Below are 20,549 nucleotides of genomic sequence, written 5' to 3'. Positions count from 1 at the left end.
GTCTGCTTTTTTTATGTCTATTTTTCATTACGCTTGCGCTATTACGGTTTTCACCCACGGAACTCTTTTCTGGTATACTTTGCCCTTGTTTGACTACCCATTAATGAAACCCCATGAGTATTCGTTTTCCGATTGTCCGCCCTGTATTACCCGAATTACTGCAATACCAACATCATATTGATTCTGTGTTCAAGCGTGTATGGTTAACCAATGGTGGTCCATTACATCAAGAATTAGAGTTGCGTTTAGCTGAATACCTCAAAGTAAAAAACTTGATGCTAGTCAGCAATGGTACGTTAGCACTACAGGTTGCTTATAAGGCGCTTGGCTTAGGTGAGCGTGTATTGACCACCCCGTTCTCTTTCGCAGCTACGGCCAGCTCTTTAGCTTGGCAAAATCATCAATGCCAGTTTGTGGATGTTCAACCCACATCTCTCAATATAGACCCCGCTTTAATTTCCAATCAGCAGTGGCAACAAGCTGACGGTGTGGTAGCCACCCATGTATTCGGTAACCCCTGTGCAGTTGAAGATATTGAGAAAAAAGCCATACAAACGAATACCAAAGTGATCTACGATGCGGCTCATGCTTTTGGCTGTCGATATAAAGATCAATCTCTACTGAATTGGGGAGATGCGAGCACCCTTAGCCTGCATGCAACAAAGATTTTCCATACCGTGGAAGGTGGTGCGATTATCTTCCGAAATGAACAAGACTTATTAACCGCTAAGCAGTTGATTAATTTTGGTTTTGATAATAACCAGTTTCCTAGCCTGGTTGGTATTAATAGTAAAATGAGTGAAATTCATGCCGCAATGGGTTTAGCTCTACTGGATAATATCGATGATATTCAGCAACAACGGATAAATTCGGTTGCTTGCTATCAATCGGAATTGCGCTCAGTGGTTGAATTTCAAACTTGGGTTGATGACTCAAATAACAATGGTGCTTATATGCCAGTGTTGCTAGAGTCGGAACAACAAGTGTTACAGGTGATGAGACGACTGCTGGAAAAAGGGATTCAAACCCGCCGCTATTTTTACCCAAGCTTGTCTCAGGTGCCATGTTACGGGATGGATGGTGATACTCCAATTGCCAATCAAATCAGCACACGCATACTCTGCTTACCACTCTATTATGGGTTAACTGAAGATGATATTCGTTACATTACTAACGCTCTCAAAGTGGCATTAATATCGTGATTGTTCATATTTTTGAAAATATTCCCCACCATTATCATAACTTTATTCAGTTTTATGCCAATCATGGTAGTGGTGGAGCTTTTCCTCCAATTAATCAGCATAAAGTCTATATTCAAGCTTCTGGAGACACGGCGAAAGACAGTGAAAATAGTCAGCAGTTAAATAAAACAGGAGTGAGCCAAGTCACATTATACTCCAGTCATAAAGAGTTGCTTACCTTACTGAGTCGTGAGAAAGCCGGTTCTCAGTTTATATTCCATAGTTTACTCTCTCGTTGGTTGTGGCTGAGTTTACTCTTTTCTTCGGTGACGGCTCGTTCGCACTGGGTGAGTTGGGGGGCCGATCTATATCAGCATGTGTTGAACCCTGTTCAGGGGCAACAAAAAACTAATGAAAAATCGACCTTTAAACAAAAAGCGATCGTTAAGCAAAAAGATAGATTGAAACAAAAGCTAGCTAAATGGATTCAGAGCATCGCATCTCGTCGTATGATGTCTGTAAAATGTTTAAATCCAGGAGATGCAGCATTACTCACATCTGTGTTGGGGCGTAAGACTGTTGATGTATTGCCTTACCCATTAGTTGGGGTTGGACTGCCAGATTGGCTTTCTCCGTTTGGAGGAGAATCCGTGTCACTACTACTCGGAAATTCAGCAGCACCAAGTAATAATCATTTTGAGTTGATCGATGCCGTTGCGGGGTTAGCAGATAGCCGTGTGATGGCTTATATGCCGCTTAATTACGCAGGGAGTGAAGAGCACACCGCAAAGGTCATCAGTTATGGAAAACAACAGTTAGGCTCTGCTTTTCATCCTATAACTGAGATGTTGACGAAAGATCAATACGATAAATTGTTGGCTTCTGTTGATGGGGCCGTGTTTGCTCATGATCGTCAGCAAGGGCTGTATGTGGCTTACTATATGATGCTTCATGGTAAAAAGTTATTTTTAAAAGCCAGTACCAGTACCTACGACAATTTTGCTCATTATGGTTTTGCAGTTGAAACCTTGGAACAACTCGCGAACCAGTCATATCAGAACTTATCGACTTTTAAAGACGAGGTTCGGTTAGCGAATCAGTCAATATTGAACCAAAGCTTTACGGAGCAAGCCTTAGGGCCAAAATGGGGCGATTTTTTCAAGCAGGTTACCATTAATAGTCGCGGTGGGCACAAAGAATGACCATTGCAAAGTTAGTTGTCAAAGGGGTCTCTTGGACTGCTCTTGCTACTGTTATTCGTGCATCTCTTCAAATTGCTCAGTTGGTTATTCTTGTGCGCTTTTTGCAACCTGCTGAATTGGGCGTTTTGGCATTAGTCAATATAGTGGTGGGGTTAGCTCAGATATTTGCAGATGCTGGACTTTCTAATGCCATTATTTATCATAAGGATCTGAGTGGGAAAAGGTTAAAGCAGCTTTATTTAGTTAATATTTCATTTGGGGCTTTTATTGCGGTTTTGGTCGGGACGACGGCTTATCCAGTTGCCTCATTTTTTAATACGCCAGATTTGACGAGTTTGTTGTTGATGCTATGCCCGATCTTCTTTATTCGTAGTTTTAGTCAACAGCCCAATGCGTTGTTACAAAAAGAGCTTAATTTTCAGGCGCTCTCGAAAGCAGAGACACTATCGGCAGTCGTTGGGTTTATCATATTAATTGCTGGTTTGCTACTTGGGTATAAACTTTATGCAGTTGTTGCCTCTCAGTTAGTGAATGCCTGCATTTTAGTGCTACTTCTAAGGCGCGCTATTGATTGTCCGTTGCCTAGCTCTCTTTCTATTGGTTGGAAAGAGAATAAGCAGCCCTTTATTTATGGTTTATATCAATCAGGTGAAGCCTTAATTAATTATTTGAGTTCGCAGTTTGACCAACTGTTATTAGGTAAATTGCTGGGTGCCGAGGTTCTTGGTGTTTACTCTTACGTGAAGGCGTTAGTATTTCGTCCGGCAATGCAGTTGATCAACCCTATTGTACACAGAGTCACGTTTCCTTTGATGACAAAGTACAAAGATACCCACGGCCTAGCAGATATGTATCAACGTATCATTCAATTTTTGAGTATTGTGAATGTTCCGCTCTATTTAGGGCTTGCGTTATACCCAGGTTGGGCCTTGAACTTAGCCTTTGGTGAGTCGTGGGTTGAGCATTGGGAAGTGTTGCGTTGGCTTTCGTTGTATATGCTACTTATCTCTCTGGTCAATCCTATTGGTGCTTTACTTCGTGCTACTGGGTTGGTGAAGCGAGCATTTTGGTGGAATGTATTAGTTACAGTGGTGCGCCCTGTTGTGGTGTTGCTGAGCTTTCATTATGGTTTAGTCTATTTGGCTAAAGCGCTCTTTATACAACAAATGATATTATGGGTTGCTCATGTCTTTATTTTGTTAAAGCCAGCTTGTCAGCTCTCATTTCGTCGGTACTGCTCTGCGATAATGCTGCCATTGGTTATATTTAGCATTGCTTATAGCGTGGTATGGTTAGCAACGTACATCTTCGGCGAATGGTCAGAGTGGACGCAAGTCCTGTTACTCGCTAGCGTATATATTTTACTATTTTTGCCATTCGCAAAATCCATCATAAGACAAATCAAACAAGGGTAGTTATGCCGGGTTTCTCCTGTTATATCAAGCAACCTCATGCTCAAGCGTGTAATCAACACTTACAAGGACAAAAAGTACATTCCTTTTCTCATGATGGTGTTGTTGGGCAGTTAAACGCTATTCGAGAGAGTGTGGGTTATCGCTATTATGAGACAGAGTCGTTATGTGCTTACCTCCATGGTGATATTTTTAGTGGTCTTAATCATTCTGATCCGTTGATGGCTTTGATTGCATCGCATCAGGAAGGGACGCTATTGCAAGAGCTAGCAAAAGCTAACGGTTATTTTTCATTGATGCTTTACGACAAAGTGTTAAATAAAGCCTATTTTGCAACCGATAGATATGGAATGAAGCCAGTTTATTTTTGGAAGCAAGCGGAGAGAGTCTGCGCGGTTGCTAATGAGCTAAAATCATTGGCGATCCACCCTAGTTTTGATTTGACACCAGATGAGGGTGCCATTGATGCTTTCACTGGATTGGGTCAAATGTTAGAGAACCAAACTTGGTTTGAAAATGCAGAACGTTTAGGTCCATCATGCCTATTAACGGTTGATTGTGATGATAATAGTTATGAACTTAGTCATTACTGGACGTGGGCAAAAGTTAATAAAGTGGGTTCGGTAGCTGCAAATAAAGCCGATGCACTAAGTTTTGATGATGCAACGGATAAACTGTATGAGCTTTATGTACAGGCAATGGAACGCTGTTTAAGTTCGGTTCCTAATTCAACGTTGGCGATCACCTTGAGTGGCGGACTAGACTCTCGCGTGTTACTGGCAGAAGCCGTAAAGCAGTTTTCTGGGAACATTGAAACGTTCACTTTTGGCGTTGAAGGATGTGAAGACAGTGTGATCGCTCAGCAAGTCAGTAATATTGCTGGTGTGACTAACCATTTTCGAGCGATAGATGAAGATAACTGGTTTGCAGGTCGCGATAATGGTGTTTGGACATCTGAAGGGATGTTTAACATTGTGCATATGCATACCTTGGCCTCCGTTCAGAAAATAAGTGATTTCTCATCTTTCCTATTAAATGGATACTGTGGCGATGCGGTGATTGGTGGAAGTTACTTGCTTGGCAATGCACTTAATCAAAAACCGACTCAGGAAACCCTTGAACAAAAATATGGCGAGTTTGCAAAATACATTGATTTAGCCAACCCATATTACGACTGCGAGTGTACAGACCCGGCGATGGTGGTATCAAATCGAGGCGTTCGCTTTGTGGCTTCCGGTTCTGATTTATTGGCCGACCGCCTACACAATTTAAAACCGTTTATGGATACCGATTTACTTGATTTTGTTTATTCACTACCGGATGAATATCGTTATAACAGCCGTTTATATAATGCGATGCTACTTAAGTATTACCCTGATTACTTTGCTACGATACCTTGGCAAAATACAGGTGAAGTGATAACTGTGGAGTGGGATAATCTAGAAGGTAAAAACGCAGAGAGCCTAAAAGGTTCGGTATCACTTAAGAGAACAATCATTAACGCTATCAAGGGTTCTCCTTTTGAATCTTTTAGCCGTCGTATTCATCAGACGTTATTCAGCAATAAAAAGAACTATGTGAGCTACCCCACTTGGATGCGAGAAGATCATTTTATTAGCTATATGCAAAACAAACTGTCTCAACCGTATCAGGTCGAAAATACACTTTTCACGGATAACCAAAAGGCACAGGCGGCACTTAAGCAGTTTGCTTCTGATTATACCATGAAGCCTGAAACCGTTGGAGGCTGGCTCACTTTTTCGCTATACCTTGAAGAGTTAGTCCAAGCTCGTCAGCAAGTTAATCAATCAATTACAGGCAAAGGCTGAATGTATGATGAAACCAAGCGTCTATATTATTGGCTCTGCAGGGCATGCTAAAGTGATTATTGATGCCATTGAAGAGCAAGATAAATACACCATTGCAGGTTTGATTGATGATTATCGAGAGGACGGTGAAACAACGTTGGGCTATTCCATTGTTGGTGGTATGCAATGGTTACTCGAGAAAGCAAAGCAAGCTCCAAATGAGTCGTTATATGCATTTATTGCTGTTGGTGCTAATTATGCTCGGAAAATGCTTAGTGAGAAGCTAGCAGAATATAAAAATATTCAATGCATTACTGTGATACATCCTATGGCATCAGTGAGTAAGCATGCGGTGATTGGCGAAGGTTGCTTTATTGCTGCTCAATCAGTTGTCGCTGTTAATTGCGTACTAAAAGAGCATGTCATCGTAAATCATGGTGCAAGTATTGACCATGATGGCTATTTAGCCGCTTATAGTAGCCTTGCTCCGATGTGTGCTTTGGCGGGTGATGTGAAAGTTGATACTCAAACAGTGGTAGGTTTAGGTGCGGTGGTTTTAGAAAAACTCGACATCGCAGCGTTTTGTGTCATTGCCGCTAATGCTACAGTGCTAGCGTCGGTGGTTGAGTCAAATTCCGTGATGATAGGTTCACCTGCTAAGTATCATCACAGCCGTAAAATTACTGATAAATATTTAAATTAAGAAAATAATGTGAATAAATCATTTTCTATTACGGCTCTATGTTTGCTTTCTTTTTTGGTATTACTGGCTTATACCTCATCATTATCAGTACCTTTTTACCTTGATGATGCCTCTTCTATTTTTGATAATACAAGGGTGCTGAGTGGGCCTATTAGTGATGTAGTTACGATATATGGTGCGAGAGCATTAACTTATGTAACTTTTTGGGCTAATTATCAGGTGCATGAACTCTCTATATTAGGTTACCATGTTGTCAATATAGCCATACACCTTTTTACAGGTTTTGTCGTTTTTGGTTTAACTTATAGCTTATGCTGTTTGTCGTTAAAAAATAAAAATAGCAAACAACAAGTAGCACAATATTTTGCCTTATTTGTGGCGCTTATTTTTGTTATTCACCCTCTGCAAACTCAAGCGGTTACCTACATTGTGCAGAGAACTGCAGCCTTAGTTGCTCTGTTTTATTTACTAAGTTTATGGTGTTACGTATTAGCTCGAACAGCTTCTCAAATGAAGGTTCGTATTGTTTGGTTTATGCTATGTTTAGTCACATTTATTTGTGCGTTATTTACTAAGCAGAACAGCGCGACTTTGCCTGCCGCCATTATTTTACTTGAGTTGATCTTTATTTCGCCTACTTGGTTTAAAAACAAAAAAGTGTGGCTAACGCTTGGTGTTGTAGTCGCAATCGTGACGCTTATTGGTGTTATTCAATCAGACCAAGTATGGAACTTATTTGAGAGGCTCGATAGAGCGACTAGAGAGACTATGGCGATCACACGTCTTGAGTATCTTGACACTCAATTACATGTTGTTGCCGGTTATCTCTATACCTTCTTTTGGCCTCTTCATCTACAGCTAGAGTATGATATTAGCTTACAATCTGGTGACTTTACCCAATCTTATGCTTATTTAGCGTTACACCTCGGCTTTATAGTAACAGCGATACTGTTAGTTAAGCGTATGCCATTAGTTGCTTTTGGAGTGCTGTTTTATTATGTCGCGCACGCAGTCGAGTCATCGATTGTCCCTATTCGAGATTTATCGTTTGAACATAGAACTTATTTGCCAAATTTTGGTCTGATTGTCGCGGTAAGTGACCTTTTGTTTCGGGGTATGACGATACTAAGGGGCAGTAATCGTAGAATAAGCAATGAGCAGTGGTCTTCGGCATCGATACTTTCTATTGTGCTGCTGTCTGTTGTTTTGATTGAGCTTACGGTTAATCGTAATAAGCTTTGGCAAAACCCAGTTGCATTTTATGTTAATGAGTTAGTGTATTCAGAAAATAAACCAAGAGTACATAATGCGTTAGGCCAATCTTACATGGCAGAAGAAAAATGGGAGCTTGCCGCAGACTCTTTTCGTGACGCGTTTTTCTTAGAGTTTGAGAGTAGTATTTATGGCTTTGAAGCTCGTTATTTGAACAATTATGTTGCGGCATTAAAAAACAGTGGAGAAGTCGAAAAAGCGATACAAACCACATTGCAGTATATCGATGTAGCGAAAGACCGCGAATCACGCAGTTTATTAATGACCAATCTTGGGTATATGTTTTTCCAACTTCGTAATGCAGAAAAGGCACATTTAGCGTTTGATAAAGCATTAAAAATTGGCAAGAATAAAGCACCATTAGAGAGCCACCTAGGCATGGGGTTGAGTTTATGGGCTTTACAGCGCCCGCAAGAGGCTAAACCATTTTTCTTATATGTTATAAAAAGAGATCCAACACACACTTACGCTAAGCAATTGTTGGGTCAACTAAAACAACTTGGGTACTGATTGAATCATACTCAAGTAGAGTAATAACACGCTAAAAAAGTAGGTAACTCCAATCATGTTAAAAAAAATCATATTGACTATTTCTGTTTTGTTTATGAGCCAAGCGTGGGCAAGCGCAGATCTTGAACAATTAACCAAAGAAGCTAAACAAGGTAATGATTTCGCAGCATATCAATTAGGCACCCTTTATAATGAGGGGCGTGGAGTAGATAAAGATACTAAGCAAGCGTTCGACTGGTTTCTACGTGCTGCTCGTTTAGGTAATGCACAAGGCCAGAGCCGTGTTGGTTTTAAATACGCAATTGGTAACGACACTAATAAGGATATGGTGAAAGCGTATGCGTGGTTTGATGTGGCATTTAAGAATGGCCATATAAAATCTGAAGAATTTAGGAAGAAAGCAGAAAAAGATTTAACAGAAAGTCAAATCAATGAGGCCCAAAAGCTGTCCGAAAAGTGGTATCGATTGTACAAAACTAAGAAGATAACCAAGTAATATGTTTCGAATAAAACAGTAGGAATACCAGCTACTGTTTTTTATTCGCTACCTACCTACCTACCTACCTACCTACCTACCTACCTACCTACCTACTACTGATGTGCCTGTAATACTTTTTAATCCCTAACCTATCAGGTATTATATGCAGCTAAATTGAGACGTTAAATAGTTTTTGGGGGCTTTACCTAAGGGCGGTAGCGTGCTGTAACGAAGGAGTTACATGAAAAAGGCCATAGTCATTCCTGCGTTTAATGAAGAGCTTAGCATAAGATTGGTGCTCAACTCCCTGCTCGAACATACCACTATAGATATTGTTGTCGTTGATGATGCGAGTTCCGATCATACTGCAACAATAGTGAAAGAGGATTCCAACGTTATACTGTTATCGCTAGCATCCAATTTAGGTGCTTGGAAAGCCATGCAAACCGGTATTCGCTATTGTTACAATAATGGCTATGACAAGGTCATTACCTTCGATGCTGATGGGCAGCATTTGCCGAGTAGCCTCCCTATCTTATCCGCTGAAATCGCACAAACAAACCATGATGTTGTTATTGGTTCATGCACCCAAAGAGGGAGCATGGCTCGTCACATCGCATGGCGCTTATTTCGGATCTTATCGGGAATTAGAGTTCAAGACCTTACTTCTGGCTTACGAATTTATAACCGTGCAGCAATGGCCGTATTAAGCACCCGAGAGGCATCTCTACTTGAATATCAAGATGTAGGTGTACTGCTCATGCTTAAAACATTTGGCTTAACGTTCTCGGAAGTCCAAGTCGAAATGAACTCACGTGTCGGAGGCATTTCACGAATTTTTTATTCATGGCGAGCGGTTGCGTATTATATGGTACACACCAGTTTATTATGTATAAGCAAAGTGCGTAAAAGCAATGAACTACAATATCAAACGCGTCTTTCTAAGCAAGGGCGAAACCATTAAGGCAACCTTGTGCATTATCAACTTTTTTCAGCCTTAATTGGCATCGGCTTTTTTATTACCGCCTTTATTTTGGTCAGGCGAGATACAATTTTACCAGGTTCAGCATTACGCTGGACCTTATTATCTGTCGTTATTCTCGTGCTTGGTTTTTTTCCTCGCTTTTCGGATATTATCGCGGCTACCTTAGGGGTCGCTTACCCACCTATTATTCCTGTTCTTTTTGCTATTGTTATTTTGTTTTTAAAAGCATTATTGAATGATATTGAAAGAACAAAAGACAGAATAAGAATAGAGCGACTTATCCAACGAGTAGCAATGCTAGAGCAAAAGATCGACAACAATATACAGAAAAAGAATTCACGTATTAATTAGAGTTATTTATGAATAAAAATATCTACCCCGTTATCTTATCGGGTGGCTCAGGTACCCGTCTTTGGCCTCTTTCTCGTAAACATTATCCAAAGCAGTTGCTTAAGCTTATAAGTGATAAAACAATGTTGCAAGAAACAGCACTGCGCTTAGATTACGACAATGATCCTATTGTTGTGTGTAATGATACTCATCGTTTTATGGTGGCTGAACAATTACAAGAAATTGGTAAATTAAATAGTCAAATCATCTTAGAGCCAGTTGCTCGTAATACTGCCCCTGCGATCGCGTTATCAGCCTTTGCAGCGTTAGATAAAAACCAAGAAGCAATATTAGTTATTTTGCCTGCGGATCATGTGATCACCGATGTTACTGCTTTTCAAGAATCAGTCAAAATAGCACTAGAGAGTGCCGAACAAGGTGCATTAGTAACATTTGGGGTGATCCCAACCAAACCTGAAACGGGTTATGGTTACATTCAAGCAAAAGAGAAAGGCCAAGCTATATCTCCAATAGCACAATTTGTAGAAAAGCCAGAGCTAAAAACCGCAGAGCGTTATGTAGAGAGCGGCGACTACTTTTGGAACAGCGGCATGTTTGTGTTTAAAGCACAATGCTTTCTTGATGAGCTACAACAGCATAACCCTGAAATGTTCTCAGCAGTGCAAGCGGCTTACGAAAATAAAGTTCAAGATCTTGATTTTATTCGGGTCGAAAAAGAGAGCTTTGAACAGTCACCAGATGACTCTATTGATTATGCTGTAATGGAAAAAACCACCAAAGGCATGGTATTACCCATTAATGTAGGTTGGAGTGATGTTGGCTCATTCACTGCATTATGGGAAGTGCTTTCAAAAGATGAAAATGGTAATGCAGCCCTTGGTGATGTTCAGTTTATTGATAGCCATAACTGCTTAGTACAATCAGAGAATCAATTGGTTGCAGCAATAGGAGTAGAAGATATTGTTGTGGTTGGCACAAAAGACTCGGTACTTGTTGTACACAAGGACAAAGTACAAGACGTTAAAAAAGTAGTAGATAGGCTTAAGCAAGAAAACCGTTGTGAACACTTGCTGCACAGAGAGGTGTATCGTCCTTGGGGCAGCTATGACTCATTAGAAAGTGGTGAACGCTTTCAAGTTAAACGCATTAACGTTAAGCCGGGAGCTTCACTGTCAAAGCAGATGCATCATCACAGAGCAGAGCATTGGATAGTCGTTTCTGGCACCGCGATTGTTGAAGTCGATGATAAAGAGACCTTATTGTCTGAAAACCAATCTGTCTATATTCCGTTAGGAGCAACACACCGTTTAACTAACCCAGGAAAAATTGAGTTAGAGATGATAGAAGTACAAAGTGGTTCTTACTTAGGTGAGGATGATATTGTGCGTTTTGAAGATGTGTTTGGGCGTTGTTAGGAAGTATTATGCAGATGATTAGTTCTTTGTGGAGTTATAGGGGGGTAATAGTAGATAAGGTTACTCAAGATTTTTTTGGTAAATATCGTCGTTCTCTTTTGGGCTCACTATGGATGATTATAGAGCCTCTTTCTATGATTGTTATTTATACATTGATATTCTCAACAGTTATGGGAGCCAAGATGCAAGGAAATGATAATCCATGGGCCTATAGTATATACTTGTGCTCAGGATTATTGTGTTGGGAGTTATTCCAACAAGTTATTTCTCGTTCTTCCGGCGTATTTATAGAGCAAGCAAATTTGATAAAAAAAGTTAGTTTTCCTCGCTCGATATTACCGTTGGTTATTGCTATCTCATCCACTTTTCAATATGCCATATTTTTTTCAATTTTTGCCGTTTTCTTGATTGTGATTGGGCAATTTCCCACACAGGCTGTACTAGCCTTGCCCTTTGGTTTGCTGTCAGTATTGATACTTGCAATAGGTATTGGTTTGATTGTTGGCATTTTTAATGTTTTTTTTCGTGATGTTAGTCGTCTTGTAATTGTTACCTTGAATTTTTTATTTTGGGGCACTCCTATTGTATATAGCTTGGAACTTGTCCCTGAACAATTTTCAAATATAATTCTACTTATTAATCCTCTCGCATCAATTGTTGAATTTCATCACAAAATATTTCTTTTTAATAAGGTTCCTGATCTTGAAATATTGTTATTCCCAACATTGGCAGGATTAGCTTTGTGCCTATTGGGGGGCTGGTTGTTTATTCGTTTAGAAGGGGAAATAGTGGATGAACTTTAATCATGCTTAAGATTACAGATATTGGTAAGAGCTATAAAAAATATAATAGCCAGTTTTCAAGATTCCTAGAGCTTATCACTGGGGGGTATTGGAAAAAACATGAACAGAATTGGGTTATTAATGATATTAATTTCGAAGTGGAAAAAGGACAATCTGTAGGTATTGTAGGCCGAAATGGGGCAGGAAAGAGCACATTATTAAAGATTATCACGGGAACGACAAAAGCGACAAGCGGCAGTGTTATATGTGAAGGAAGGATTGCTGCAATCCTAGAGCTAGGTATGGGTTTTGATCAAGATCTATCAGGAAGGCAAAACGCAATTATGGGATTGCATCTTCTAGGTTTGAATGGAGATGAAATTAACCAAAAAATTGCTGAGATCGCATCTTTTTCTGAGTTAAATGAGTACTTTGATTTACCAATTAGAATATACTCTAGTGGAATGCTAGTAAGACTTGCTTTTAGTATAGCTACATCGTCAAATCCTGATTTATTAATAGTAGATGAAGCTCTTTCTGTCGGAGACGCATATTTTCAGCAGAAATGCACTTATGTTATTGAAAATTACAAAAAAAAAGGTGGGACATTGCTGTTTGTCTCTCATGATCCAAATACAGTAAAAAGCATTTGTGATAGTGCTATTCTTTTGGAGGGTGGCCGCCTTGTTATGTCTGGTTCTCCAAAAGATGTTATTGATTTTTATCAGTCCAAAATACTGTCTTTATCAGATAGAAGTGCTGACAAAGTTGAATTTAGTTCAAGCAAAGAAAATAAATCATTATTGAGAGGTACTTCTGTTACGAGTAATGGTGATGCCGAGCTCTTAAATTTTCAATTATTAGATAAATCCAGAAATGCAATATCGTATATAGATAGTGATGATTTGTTGGTAATTAACTATGTTGTTAAATTAAATAAAGATTTCGAAAGGGCTGCATTTGGATTAATAATAAGAGACAAGTTAGGGCGTTCTCTATATGAGACGACAACTTATGGACAGAGATTTCCAGATCAATATTTTAAATGTAATTCAGTTGTAACAGTTAAATTTGAACTTGATTTTAATTTATTTCCCGGCCAATATTCATTTTCAATTGGGGTGGCCAATAAAGGGTTTTCTAAAAGTGAATTTGAAGAATATTCTTTGCTAGTTCAGGATGTCGCAATTATTCAGGTTTTAGAATCATCCTCACATGGTTTTTATGGTGGAGTGTTTAACATGAAACCGCTTATAAACATAACTGCTGGAGAACAAAACCTATGAATTCTGAGATAATTAAATATTTAGAAAGAATTGAGCATAAACTTAATGCTGTCAGTTCTATATCTGAAAACTCCTTAAGTTCTACGTCGCATTACTTCAAGAGAAATACTTTGCCAAATGATAGTGGGTTATCACAGAAGCTATTTTGTACTACTTTATCTGGGCTATATAATAATAGACAGATAAATACTGAAGAATTGATGAATTATGGATTTCGTGTGTTTTCACAGAATGACGAAGATGGGATTATTCTTGCTATTTTTTCAATTATTGGTTTTACAAATAAAAAAGTACTCGAAATTGGTTCTAATTGTAATGACTCTGATATAGGCATTCCTGAAAACTGTAGTACAAATTTGATTGTAAACCATAATTGGCACGGAACAATTATTGACATAGACACTACTGCTTGTGAACAATTAACGTACTTCTTCGCAAGAAGCTTTTCAACTAAACATTTTCATCATGAGACTAATGGGGATAATTCATATTATAACCCCGTCATTATGAATCATGCAGTTTCACCAGAAAACGTTGAGCAACTGATATTAAACGACTCTTCTGACCAGTGTTATGATCTTGTTGTAGTAGATATAGATGGTGAAGATTTTGATGTAGTTAAAAACATGCTTAGATTTAAACCTAGAGTTTTAATCGTTGAGTTCGAGAAGAGGTTTAAGGGTGATTATTCTGTATATCAGAGTGAACGTTCTGAATTCAACAAACGGTTTAATCAATCTGGTACGGCGTCTTTGCCTGCTTGGGAAAAACTCCTATTGCAAGCGGGGTATTCATTAGTTGCAGTTAATCACCCATGCTTTAATGCATTTTTTGTACTTGACAGTGAAAATAATGGAAAACTTCAAACCACGACAACAAAAGAAATATTTATAACCCACAACGCTTTCGGTAATGTTTCAACTGATTTTTGGATAGAACCAGATTCTAGTTGGCACAAGTATTAACTAACAAAAAAATTAACTTTTGGAATGAATTCATGAACAAGAAAAAGGCACTTATTACTGGAGTAACTGGGCAAGATGGGTCATATCTTGCAGAGTTATTGTTGGAAAAAGGATACGAAGTGCATGGTATTAAACGTCGCTCTTCTTCATTTAATACAGACCGCATAAATCACATCTATCAAGACCCGCATGTATCGGAACCCAATTTTTTTCTTCATTACGGGGACCTAACTGATACTTCAAACCTGACTAGAATTTTGAAAGAAGTTCAACCAGATGAAGTTTACAACTTGGGGGCGCAATCGCATGTAGCTGTAAGTTTTGAATGCCCTGAGTATACAGCCGATACCGATGCAATAGGTACCTTACGTTTGCTAGAAGCTATCAGGTTTTTGGGACTTGAGAAAAAAACAAAATTTTATCAAGCATCAACCTCTGAATTATATGGTGAAGTTCAGGAAATACCTCAGAAAGAAACGACACCTTTTCATCCTCGTTCCCCATATGCAGTAGCAAAAATGTATGCCTATTGGATTGTAGTGAACTATAGAGAATCCTACGGTATGTATGCATGCAATGGCATTCTCTTTAACCATGAATCACCTCGACGTGGCGAGACTTTTGTTACTCGAAAAATAACCATGGCCATAGCTAATCTTGCATTAGGAATAGATGATTGTTTATATCTTGGCAATATGGACGCTCTACGTGACTGGGGTCACGCTAAAGATTACGTTCGTATGCAGTGGATGATGCTGCAACAGAATGAACCTGAGGATTTTGTTATTGCAACGGGTAAACAAATCTCAGTCAGGGAGTTTGTTACTCTATCAGCCAAAGAGCTAGGCATAAGTATAGCGTTTACTGGTGAAGGGGTTAATGAGGTTGGTACGGTCTCTTCAATAAAAGGAGAAAAAGCACCAAACCTTAAAGTCGGTGACATAATTATACGTGTAGATAAACGCTACTTCAGACCAGCAGAAGTTGAGACATTACTAGGTGACCCATCCAAAGCGAAAGAAAAACTGGGCTGGGAACCACTAACTACAGTTGAAGAAATGTGTTCAGAAATGGTAAAAGCTGATTATAAAAAAGCACAGTTTGAAGTTGTTAAATTGAAGATGATGGAGGACTAACTGTTATGGAATTTAAAAAAGTATTAGTAACAGGTGCTAATGGCATGCTGGGTAGTGCACTTTGTGATGCACTAAGTAATGTTGAAAATATAAAAGTAATCAAACTTACTCGTGACGAATGTGACTTATTGAATTCTACAGAAGTTGATGATTTTTTCTCCCATCATAAACCTGATTTTGTTTACCATTGTGCCGCTAAAGTAGGTGGCATTGGTGCAAACAAGCAGTATCCTGTTGAATTCTTGATGCATAACGTGCAAATTCAAAATAATGTATTCTCTGCTGCTCATAAAAATAATGTCGAACGGTTAGTCTTTTTTGCTTCAAATGCCGTTTACCCTAAAGATATATCTCGCCCAATTGAGGAAGTGGATATTTTGACTGGGGCACCAGAAGAAACTGTTCGGCCCTATGCCATAGCTAAGTTAGCTGGAATTGAATTGTGTCATTCTTATAATAAAGAGTACGGCACTAAATTTCTGGCGCTGATCCCTGTCAATTTATATGGACCTAAAGATAACTTTCACCCAGAAAATTCACATGTCTTACCAGCTCTGATACGCAAGTTTCATATCGCTAAGGAGCAAAATGATGTGTCTGTCGAAGTCTGGGGTTCGGGTAATCAGCGTAGGGAATTTATGTGTAGTCTTGATCTCGCACGTATTGCCGTTGAAGTTATGAATTTCGATGAACAGAAGTTTACAGATGTGTGCGAGTCTTATCCTCCACTTGTAAACATAGGCGTAGGGACAGATATAAGCATTAAAGAATTGGCTGAAGTAATTTCTAAACATGTAGGTTTTGAAGGTACGATCCAGTTCGATAGTTCTAAGCCTGAAGGAATAAGTAAGAAACAAACATCTGTGACCAAAATGCATTCACTTGGTTTGCATCATCAAATTCCTTTCGATGAAGGGGTTTCAATTATTTATAAATATTTCACAGATTTCGTTTATAAGTCGTAGGTATTAAAAGTATAAAATGGGATATATAATGAAGTTAGCAGTAAATGGTAAGCCACTCGTTTTAAATAATGGCTTACTTGGTAAAATTGCAGTTGTAAGAATGTGGCCTGACTTGCAAACAGCCGAAGATGAAGTTATTGCACGAATTAGTAACACATGTGATTTGTTAGGATTAGAACTCAGTATTGTTGATACTGCTGGCTGTTTAGTAAATTATCCTCATAGTAAGATTACTTCAAATGATGTTGATTTTGTTATACATCTCCATTTTGAAACACCTAAGACATATGATGCATTTTCTTTTGTTACTTTGTGGAACCCCTTAGATTTCTACCATGAGTGGGGATATCGTAAGTACTCTACAAACTTAATGACCCACGATGATTTTCTTAGTTGCGGTTCAGAATCTGCAGATGACCACATAAAAAGGCAAATTGTGGCTTCAAACTCTCATCTAGAACCCGATTTAACCTTATTCCATTCATTGCCAGAACCGTACTATGAACCAAATCTTGGTGATAAAAAATTGTTTTATGTAGGGATAAACTGGGAGCGGTTAGGCAAGGGGGTCGGCCGTCATGATGGATTACTTAAGGCTCTAGATGCTACCGGAGACCTGGCGATATATGGTCCAAAAATATTCCATGGGGTAGACGTCTGGGAAGGATACTCTAGCTATGTAGGGCCGATTCCTTTTGATGGAACCTCGGCAATTAAAGCGATACATAAAGCGGGTATCTCTTTAGTTTTGTCTTCAGAAGCACATAAAAAAGCCTCATTGATGTCAAGTCGCCTGTTCGAAAGTTTAGCTGCTGGCGCAGTGATTATTGTCGATGAAAATGCTTTTGCTAAGCAGCATTTCGGCGATACTTTGCTTTATATTAAAACTGAAAATGTTGCAGCAGATAATGTTACTGGACAAGTAAGGAAACATTTAGATTGGATTAATGATAATCCAGATGAAGCAATTGCATTAGCTAAGAGTGCTCAAAAAATATTTAAAGAAAAGTTCGACATGTCGAAGTCGGTTGAAAATATTTATTCTTCACTACCTGGAAGAAAAAAAGAGCTGGAAAAAAAATGTTTAAGCAAAGCTAATAGCAACGTGGTCAATGTATTCGGATTGCTGTTAAAATATAATAAAGAAAATCTTCATAAAATAATTTCAAACTTTAACAAGCAATCATATGAGTCAAAAAAATTATTAATTGTTATAGATTCTGAAGAATATAGAGTATTTAATTCTGAAATAAACTCACTTATTTCATTCGATACTATTAAGGTGGTAACAGTTGACCTGTACAAACGGAATGAAAAAAATGTGATTGTGAATGAGAATACATTTGGAACTGTTTTTTATCCTTTATTAGCCAATCTAAACGAAACAGAACTGTTTTCGTTACTTCCTCCTAATGAAACATTGTTTTGTAATCATTATAGTAGCTTAGTCAGAGCATTTGAAGATGATGAAGGACTAGAACTCGCCCACAGTGATGTTCTATTTAAACATAAACACGAAGAGAAACAATTTTTTGATTTAAGTATTGATATCACTCCATTCAATAATGAATACAATAACCCTATGGGGATGTCTAGATTACTTTTTAAAATGAATGCTAAACCTTGGTTGCATCATACGTTAAAGTATATGAACTGGGGATTAATCGACACTTTAGTTTACAAGTCTGAAAAAGTTAAAAGGGTATCAAGGGCTTCTTGTACTGTTGACATTCAACAGTTACTTTATCCTAACTTAGAAAACTTTGAGCTAGATGCTGAACTTCTAATGGATGGTATGTTGCAAGAGGAACGTACTGAGTTTTTAGTAAGCCGATATGGAAACAAATCGACATCTCAAGCTGTTCTTAGAAGTCAAAACTTACTTTCAAATAATAAAAAAATAAAATTTAACACTTATTCCATAGAAGAAAGACAAGAGATTATTGCTCATTTACTAGAATCTTTAACGCTCCCATCTTGGTTATTGTCAATTGTCAGAAAGGGACATTCTATGCTGACAAAACGAAAATAATTATTGAGGTTAACTTTTTATGAATAATTTTGAGACAGATAAATTAATTGATCTAATAACAAATAGTCATTATTTAATTTTAGAACGACTTGATCAAATGGGTCAATTTATTAAAGAACAAGTTAATAATCGTTTGTTGACTATTGAGTGGTTGACTAATGGCCAAAAATATAAAGTAGATCATTTGGTTAAAATATTAGATATACTAAATCGTCAACAACAACTGGATTGCTCAATGGTTCAGGGTTTTCTTGCTGATTATCCAAATTACAAGTCTAAATGTACACAGTCAATAGCAGTAGATTCTAATGATACTCAAGATCCTGAATCTACGTTCGAGGGGGCAGTGCCTAAACCTGAGCTTGTAAACGCATGTGAACGTATCATGAAAAAGCCAAAGCTTATTGGATGTGGTTCAGGTGCATAAGTCTATGACTTCCTCTCTAAAGGCCATTTTGCCATTGGTTTTGATGGTAGTGATGGATGTAAAAAATTTAATGTAGGTTTTTGGAATGACATAACGCACCTACATACTTGTGATGTGACTAAAGTATTCAGTTTTGTGAATGAAGAAGAAACTGAAATACTTTTTGATGTCATATCAATGTGGGAAGTTTTTGAACATATCCAAGAAAACGATTGTTCACTTATTCTGAGTAATATAAAGAAAAATTTTTCCGACAAAGGTATTTTTGTTGGATCCATTTCTACTTTGGAATATGTAAATTCAGAAACAGGTGTTCCTTATCATGTCACAATCAAGGATGAGGAATGGTGGCGTGAACTTTTTTATGACAACGGGCTAGAATTTGTAGAATCTGAGTTTGATTTCCATGAATATTGTCGAGGGGTAGGTAGTAGGTTCCAAGACCCTCATTCATACCGGAAGTATCCATCTGCTGGCTTTCATTTTGTAGCTAAAAAGTCGATGACTTCTAGTTAAAGGTAGATTATGTCCAAAAATATAATAGTATATGATTTTTTTGCTGCTCAGGGTGGGGCTGAATTTTTCACTAAGAAAGTGGCTGAATTATTTAAGGCTGACATTGCGACTGGCTATATAGACAGTAACCAATTTGATACATCTACTTTAGAGTCTTTCAATGTTAGAAATCTTGATTTGTTTACAGGCAACAATGTCATTAGATATTTTAATTTGAATTTCGGTTTCAGTAGATTTGGTCATAAAAGTAGCCAATACGAAAACATCATATTATCAGGAAACCATGCTCTTTCGGCGGCTTCAACAATAAAAAATGCAAATGTCATATATTATTGTCATACAATACCTAGATTTGCTTATGACTTGTATGATTACTACTTCTGTAAAATGGGCTTGTTAAAAAAAATCCAATTTTACTTTTTTTGTAAGTACATCCGTTGGAATTTTAATCGTAATATTAAATATGTAGATAAATTTATTTGCAATTCAAACAATGTAAAAAAACGAATAAAAGTCCACACAGGACACGACGCTGAAGTTATTTACCCGCCAGTGGATATTCAAGATTATACCTTTATTAAGCAGGGAGACTATTACCTATCTACGGCGAGGCTAGAAGACCACAAACGTGTTGAATTGATTGTAAAGGCATTCATATCAATGCCAGATAAAAAGTTAGTAGTCGCATCTGGTGGTACGTTACTTGAGCCTTTAAAGGAGTTAGCTAAAAATTCATCCAATATTTATTTTACCGATTGGATAAAAAAAGAGCGGCTTGTTGAGCTTATGGGGGAGTGCATTGCTTCCATTTATATTCCAATCGATGAAGACTTTGGAATCTCACCAGTTGAATCCATGGCTGCTGGTAAACCAGTAATTGGAGTTAATGAAGGTGGATTAAAAGAAACGATTATTCACAATGAGACCGGGTATTTATGTGATACTGATTTAAAAATCAGTTCATTATGTGATGCGGTTGAATATCTGAATCCCGAAAGAGCTTTGCTGATGAAGGAGCAATGTATTACGAATAGCCACTGCTTTAGTGTAGAGAATTTTACCGATGATTTTGATTCCATTCTACCAAAATAAGTAACAAATTAACTTCAAATTCATTTAAATG

At 38.0% G+C, this 20,549-nt stretch carries 19 protein-coding genes; all 19 read left to right on the top strand.

The genetic code is table 11. From position 1 onward, the window contains the following. The first annotated feature begins 113 nt into the window (after positions 1–113). The 19 genes from F0249_RS12035 (at position 114) to F0249_RS11945 (ending at position 20,518) form a co-directional block, all read left to right on the top strand. Entirely contained in the window at positions 114–1,202 is a 1,089-nt protein-coding gene (locus F0249_RS12035) for a DegT/DnrJ/EryC1/StrS family aminotransferase (RefSeq protein ID WP_171756828.1), read from the top strand. After that, positions 1,199–2,383: a TDP-N-acetylfucosamine:lipid II N-acetylfucosaminyltransferase gene (locus F0249_RS20415; protein WP_171756827.1), complete on the top strand. Its 1,185-nt coding sequence runs from the start codon at positions 1,199–1,201 to the stop codon at positions 2,381–2,383. Before F0249_RS12035 ends, F0249_RS20415 begins: the two co-directional genes overlap by 4 nt. Beyond that, positions 2,380–3,798, top strand: coding sequence for an MOP flippase family protein (locus F0249_RS12025; RefSeq protein WP_171756826.1), 1,419 nt, complete (start codon positions 2,380–2,382; stop codon positions 3,796–3,798). Before F0249_RS20415 ends, F0249_RS12025 begins: the two co-directional genes overlap by 4 nt. A gap of 2 nt (positions 3,799–3,800) precedes the next feature. Further along, positions 3,801–5,624: an asparagine synthase-related protein gene (locus F0249_RS12020; protein ID WP_171756825.1), complete on the top strand. Its 1,824-nt coding sequence runs from the start codon at positions 3,801–3,803 to the stop codon at positions 5,622–5,624. Positions 5,625–5,628: 4 nt separating this feature from the next. Beyond that, the gene (locus tag F0249_RS12015; protein ID WP_171756824.1) at positions 5,629–6,306 is read left to right on the top strand and encodes a NeuD/PglB/VioB family sugar acetyltransferase; all 678 of its coding nucleotides are present in this window, start codon (positions 5,629–5,631) and stop codon (positions 6,304–6,306) included. Between the two features lie 9 nt (positions 6,307–6,315). Continuing rightward, positions 6,316–8,088, top strand: coding sequence for a hypothetical protein (locus F0249_RS12010; RefSeq protein WP_171756823.1), 1,773 nt, complete (start codon positions 6,316–6,318; stop codon positions 8,086–8,088). 55 nt (positions 8,089–8,143) lie between these two features. Continuing rightward, positions 8,144–8,584 (top strand): tetratricopeptide repeat protein, encoded by a 441-nt coding sequence (locus tag F0249_RS12005; protein ID WP_171756822.1) that lies wholly within the window; start codon positions 8,144–8,146, stop codon positions 8,582–8,584. Between the two features lie 223 nt (positions 8,585–8,807). After that, a complete protein-coding gene (locus tag F0249_RS12000; protein WP_171756821.1) occupies positions 8,808–9,530 on the top strand; it encodes a glycosyltransferase family 2 protein in 723 nt (240 codons plus the stop codon). 9 nt (positions 9,531–9,539) lie between these two features. Continuing rightward, on the top strand, positions 9,540–9,902 hold the full coding sequence (locus F0249_RS11995; RefSeq protein ID WP_171756820.1) for a DUF2304 domain-containing protein: 363 nt from the start codon (positions 9,540–9,542) through the stop codon (positions 9,900–9,902). A gap of 8 nt (positions 9,903–9,910) precedes the next feature. Continuing rightward, positions 9,911–11,317: a mannose-1-phosphate guanylyltransferase/mannose-6-phosphate isomerase gene (locus F0249_RS11990; protein ID WP_171756819.1), complete on the top strand. Its 1,407-nt coding sequence runs from the start codon at positions 9,911–9,913 to the stop codon at positions 11,315–11,317. Between the two features lie 8 nt (positions 11,318–11,325). Then, positions 11,326–12,120 (top strand): ABC transporter permease, encoded by a 795-nt coding sequence (locus tag F0249_RS11985; protein ID WP_171756818.1) that lies wholly within the window; start codon positions 11,326–11,328, stop codon positions 12,118–12,120. A 2-nt stretch (positions 12,121–12,122) separates the two neighbouring features. Beyond that, entirely contained in the window at positions 12,123–13,385 is a 1,263-nt protein-coding gene (locus F0249_RS11980; protein WP_171756817.1) for an ABC transporter ATP-binding protein, read from the top strand. Next, on the top strand, positions 13,382–14,350 hold the full coding sequence (locus tag F0249_RS11975; protein WP_171756816.1) for a hypothetical protein: 969 nt from the start codon (positions 13,382–13,384) through the stop codon (positions 14,348–14,350). Before F0249_RS11980 ends, F0249_RS11975 begins: the two co-directional genes overlap by 4 nt. 32 nt (positions 14,351–14,382) lie before the next feature. Continuing rightward, entirely contained in the window at positions 14,383–15,486 is a 1,104-nt protein-coding gene (gene gmd / locus F0249_RS11970; protein ID WP_171756815.1) for a GDP-mannose 4,6-dehydratase, read from the top strand. Between the two features lie 5 nt (positions 15,487–15,491). Beyond that, on the top strand, positions 15,492–16,451 hold the full coding sequence (locus F0249_RS11965; RefSeq protein ID WP_171756814.1) for a GDP-L-fucose synthase: 960 nt from the start codon (positions 15,492–15,494) through the stop codon (positions 16,449–16,451). Positions 16,452–16,479: 28 nt separating this feature from the next. Beyond that, positions 16,480–18,483 carry a glycosyltransferase gene (locus F0249_RS11960; protein ID WP_171756813.1) on the top strand — a complete coding sequence of 668 codons (2,004 nt, stop codon included), beginning with the start codon at positions 16,480–16,482 and terminating at the stop codon, positions 18,481–18,483. A 19-nt stretch (positions 18,484–18,502) separates the two neighbouring features. Next, entirely contained in the window at positions 18,503–18,910 is a 408-nt protein-coding gene (locus F0249_RS11955; protein WP_171756812.1) for a hypothetical protein, read from the top strand. A gap of 33 nt (positions 18,911–18,943) precedes the next feature. Beyond that, positions 18,944–19,426, top strand: a complete 483-nt coding sequence (locus F0249_RS11950; protein ID WP_367613439.1) for a methyltransferase domain-containing protein — start codon at positions 18,944–18,946, stop codon at positions 19,424–19,426. A gap of 9 nt (positions 19,427–19,435) precedes the next feature. Beyond that, positions 19,436–20,518, top strand: coding sequence for a glycosyltransferase (locus tag F0249_RS11945; protein WP_171756810.1), 1,083 nt, complete (start codon positions 19,436–19,438; stop codon positions 20,516–20,518). The last annotated feature ends 31 nt before the right edge of the window (positions 20,519–20,549 follow it).

The sequence above is a fragment of the Vibrio sp. 03-59-1 genome (assembly GCF_013114135.1).
Classification (GTDB): domain Bacteria; phylum Pseudomonadota; class Gammaproteobacteria; order Enterobacterales; family Vibrionaceae; genus Vibrio; species Vibrio cortegadensis.
This window is presented reverse-complemented; position numbering and strand designations above follow the sequence as displayed.

Bases quoted from the DNA above. Each gene is read 5' to 3' on its own strand.
- F0249_RS11985 (WP_171756818.1), top strand. From the start codon at position 11,326: ATGCAGATGATTAGTTCTTTGTGGAGTTATAGGGGGGTAATAGTAGAT.
- F0249_RS12020 (WP_171756825.1), top strand. From the start codon at position 3,801: ATGCCGGGTTTCTCCTGTTATATCAAGCAACCTCATGCTCAAGCGTGT.
- F0249_RS12005 (WP_171756822.1), top strand. From the start codon at position 8,144: ATGTTAAAAAAAATCATATTGACTATTTCTGTTTTGTTTATGAGCCAA.
- F0249_RS11980 (WP_171756817.1), top strand. From the start codon at position 12,123: ATGCTTAAGATTACAGATATTGGTAAGAGCTATAAAAAATATAATAGC.
- F0249_RS11955 (WP_171756812.1), top strand. From the start codon at position 18,503: ATGAATAATTTTGAGACAGATAAATTAATTGATCTAATAACAAATAGT.
- F0249_RS12015 (WP_171756824.1), top strand. From the start codon at position 5,629: ATGATGAAACCAAGCGTCTATATTATTGGCTCTGCAGGGCATGCTAAA.
- F0249_RS11960 (WP_171756813.1), top strand. From the start codon at position 16,480: ATGAAGTTAGCAGTAAATGGTAAGCCACTCGTTTTAAATAATGGCTTA.
- F0249_RS12025 (WP_171756826.1), top strand. From the start codon at position 2,380: ATGACCATTGCAAAGTTAGTTGTCAAAGGGGTCTCTTGGACTGCTCTT.
- F0249_RS11975 (WP_171756816.1), top strand. From the start codon at position 13,382: ATGAATTCTGAGATAATTAAATATTTAGAAAGAATTGAGCATAAACTT.
- F0249_RS11945 (WP_171756810.1), top strand. From the start codon at position 19,436: ATGTCCAAAAATATAATAGTATATGATTTTTTTGCTGCTCAGGGTGGG.
- gmd (WP_171756815.1), top strand. From the start codon at position 14,383: ATGAACAAGAAAAAGGCACTTATTACTGGAGTAACTGGGCAAGATGGG.
- F0249_RS12000 (WP_171756821.1), top strand. From the start codon at position 8,808: ATGAAAAAGGCCATAGTCATTCCTGCGTTTAATGAAGAGCTTAGCATA.
- F0249_RS11965 (WP_171756814.1), top strand. From the start codon at position 15,492: ATGGAATTTAAAAAAGTATTAGTAACAGGTGCTAATGGCATGCTGGGT.
- F0249_RS11990 (WP_171756819.1), top strand. From the start codon at position 9,911: ATGAATAAAAATATCTACCCCGTTATCTTATCGGGTGGCTCAGGTACC.
- F0249_RS12035 (WP_171756828.1), top strand. From the start codon at position 114: ATGAGTATTCGTTTTCCGATTGTCCGCCCTGTATTACCCGAATTACTG.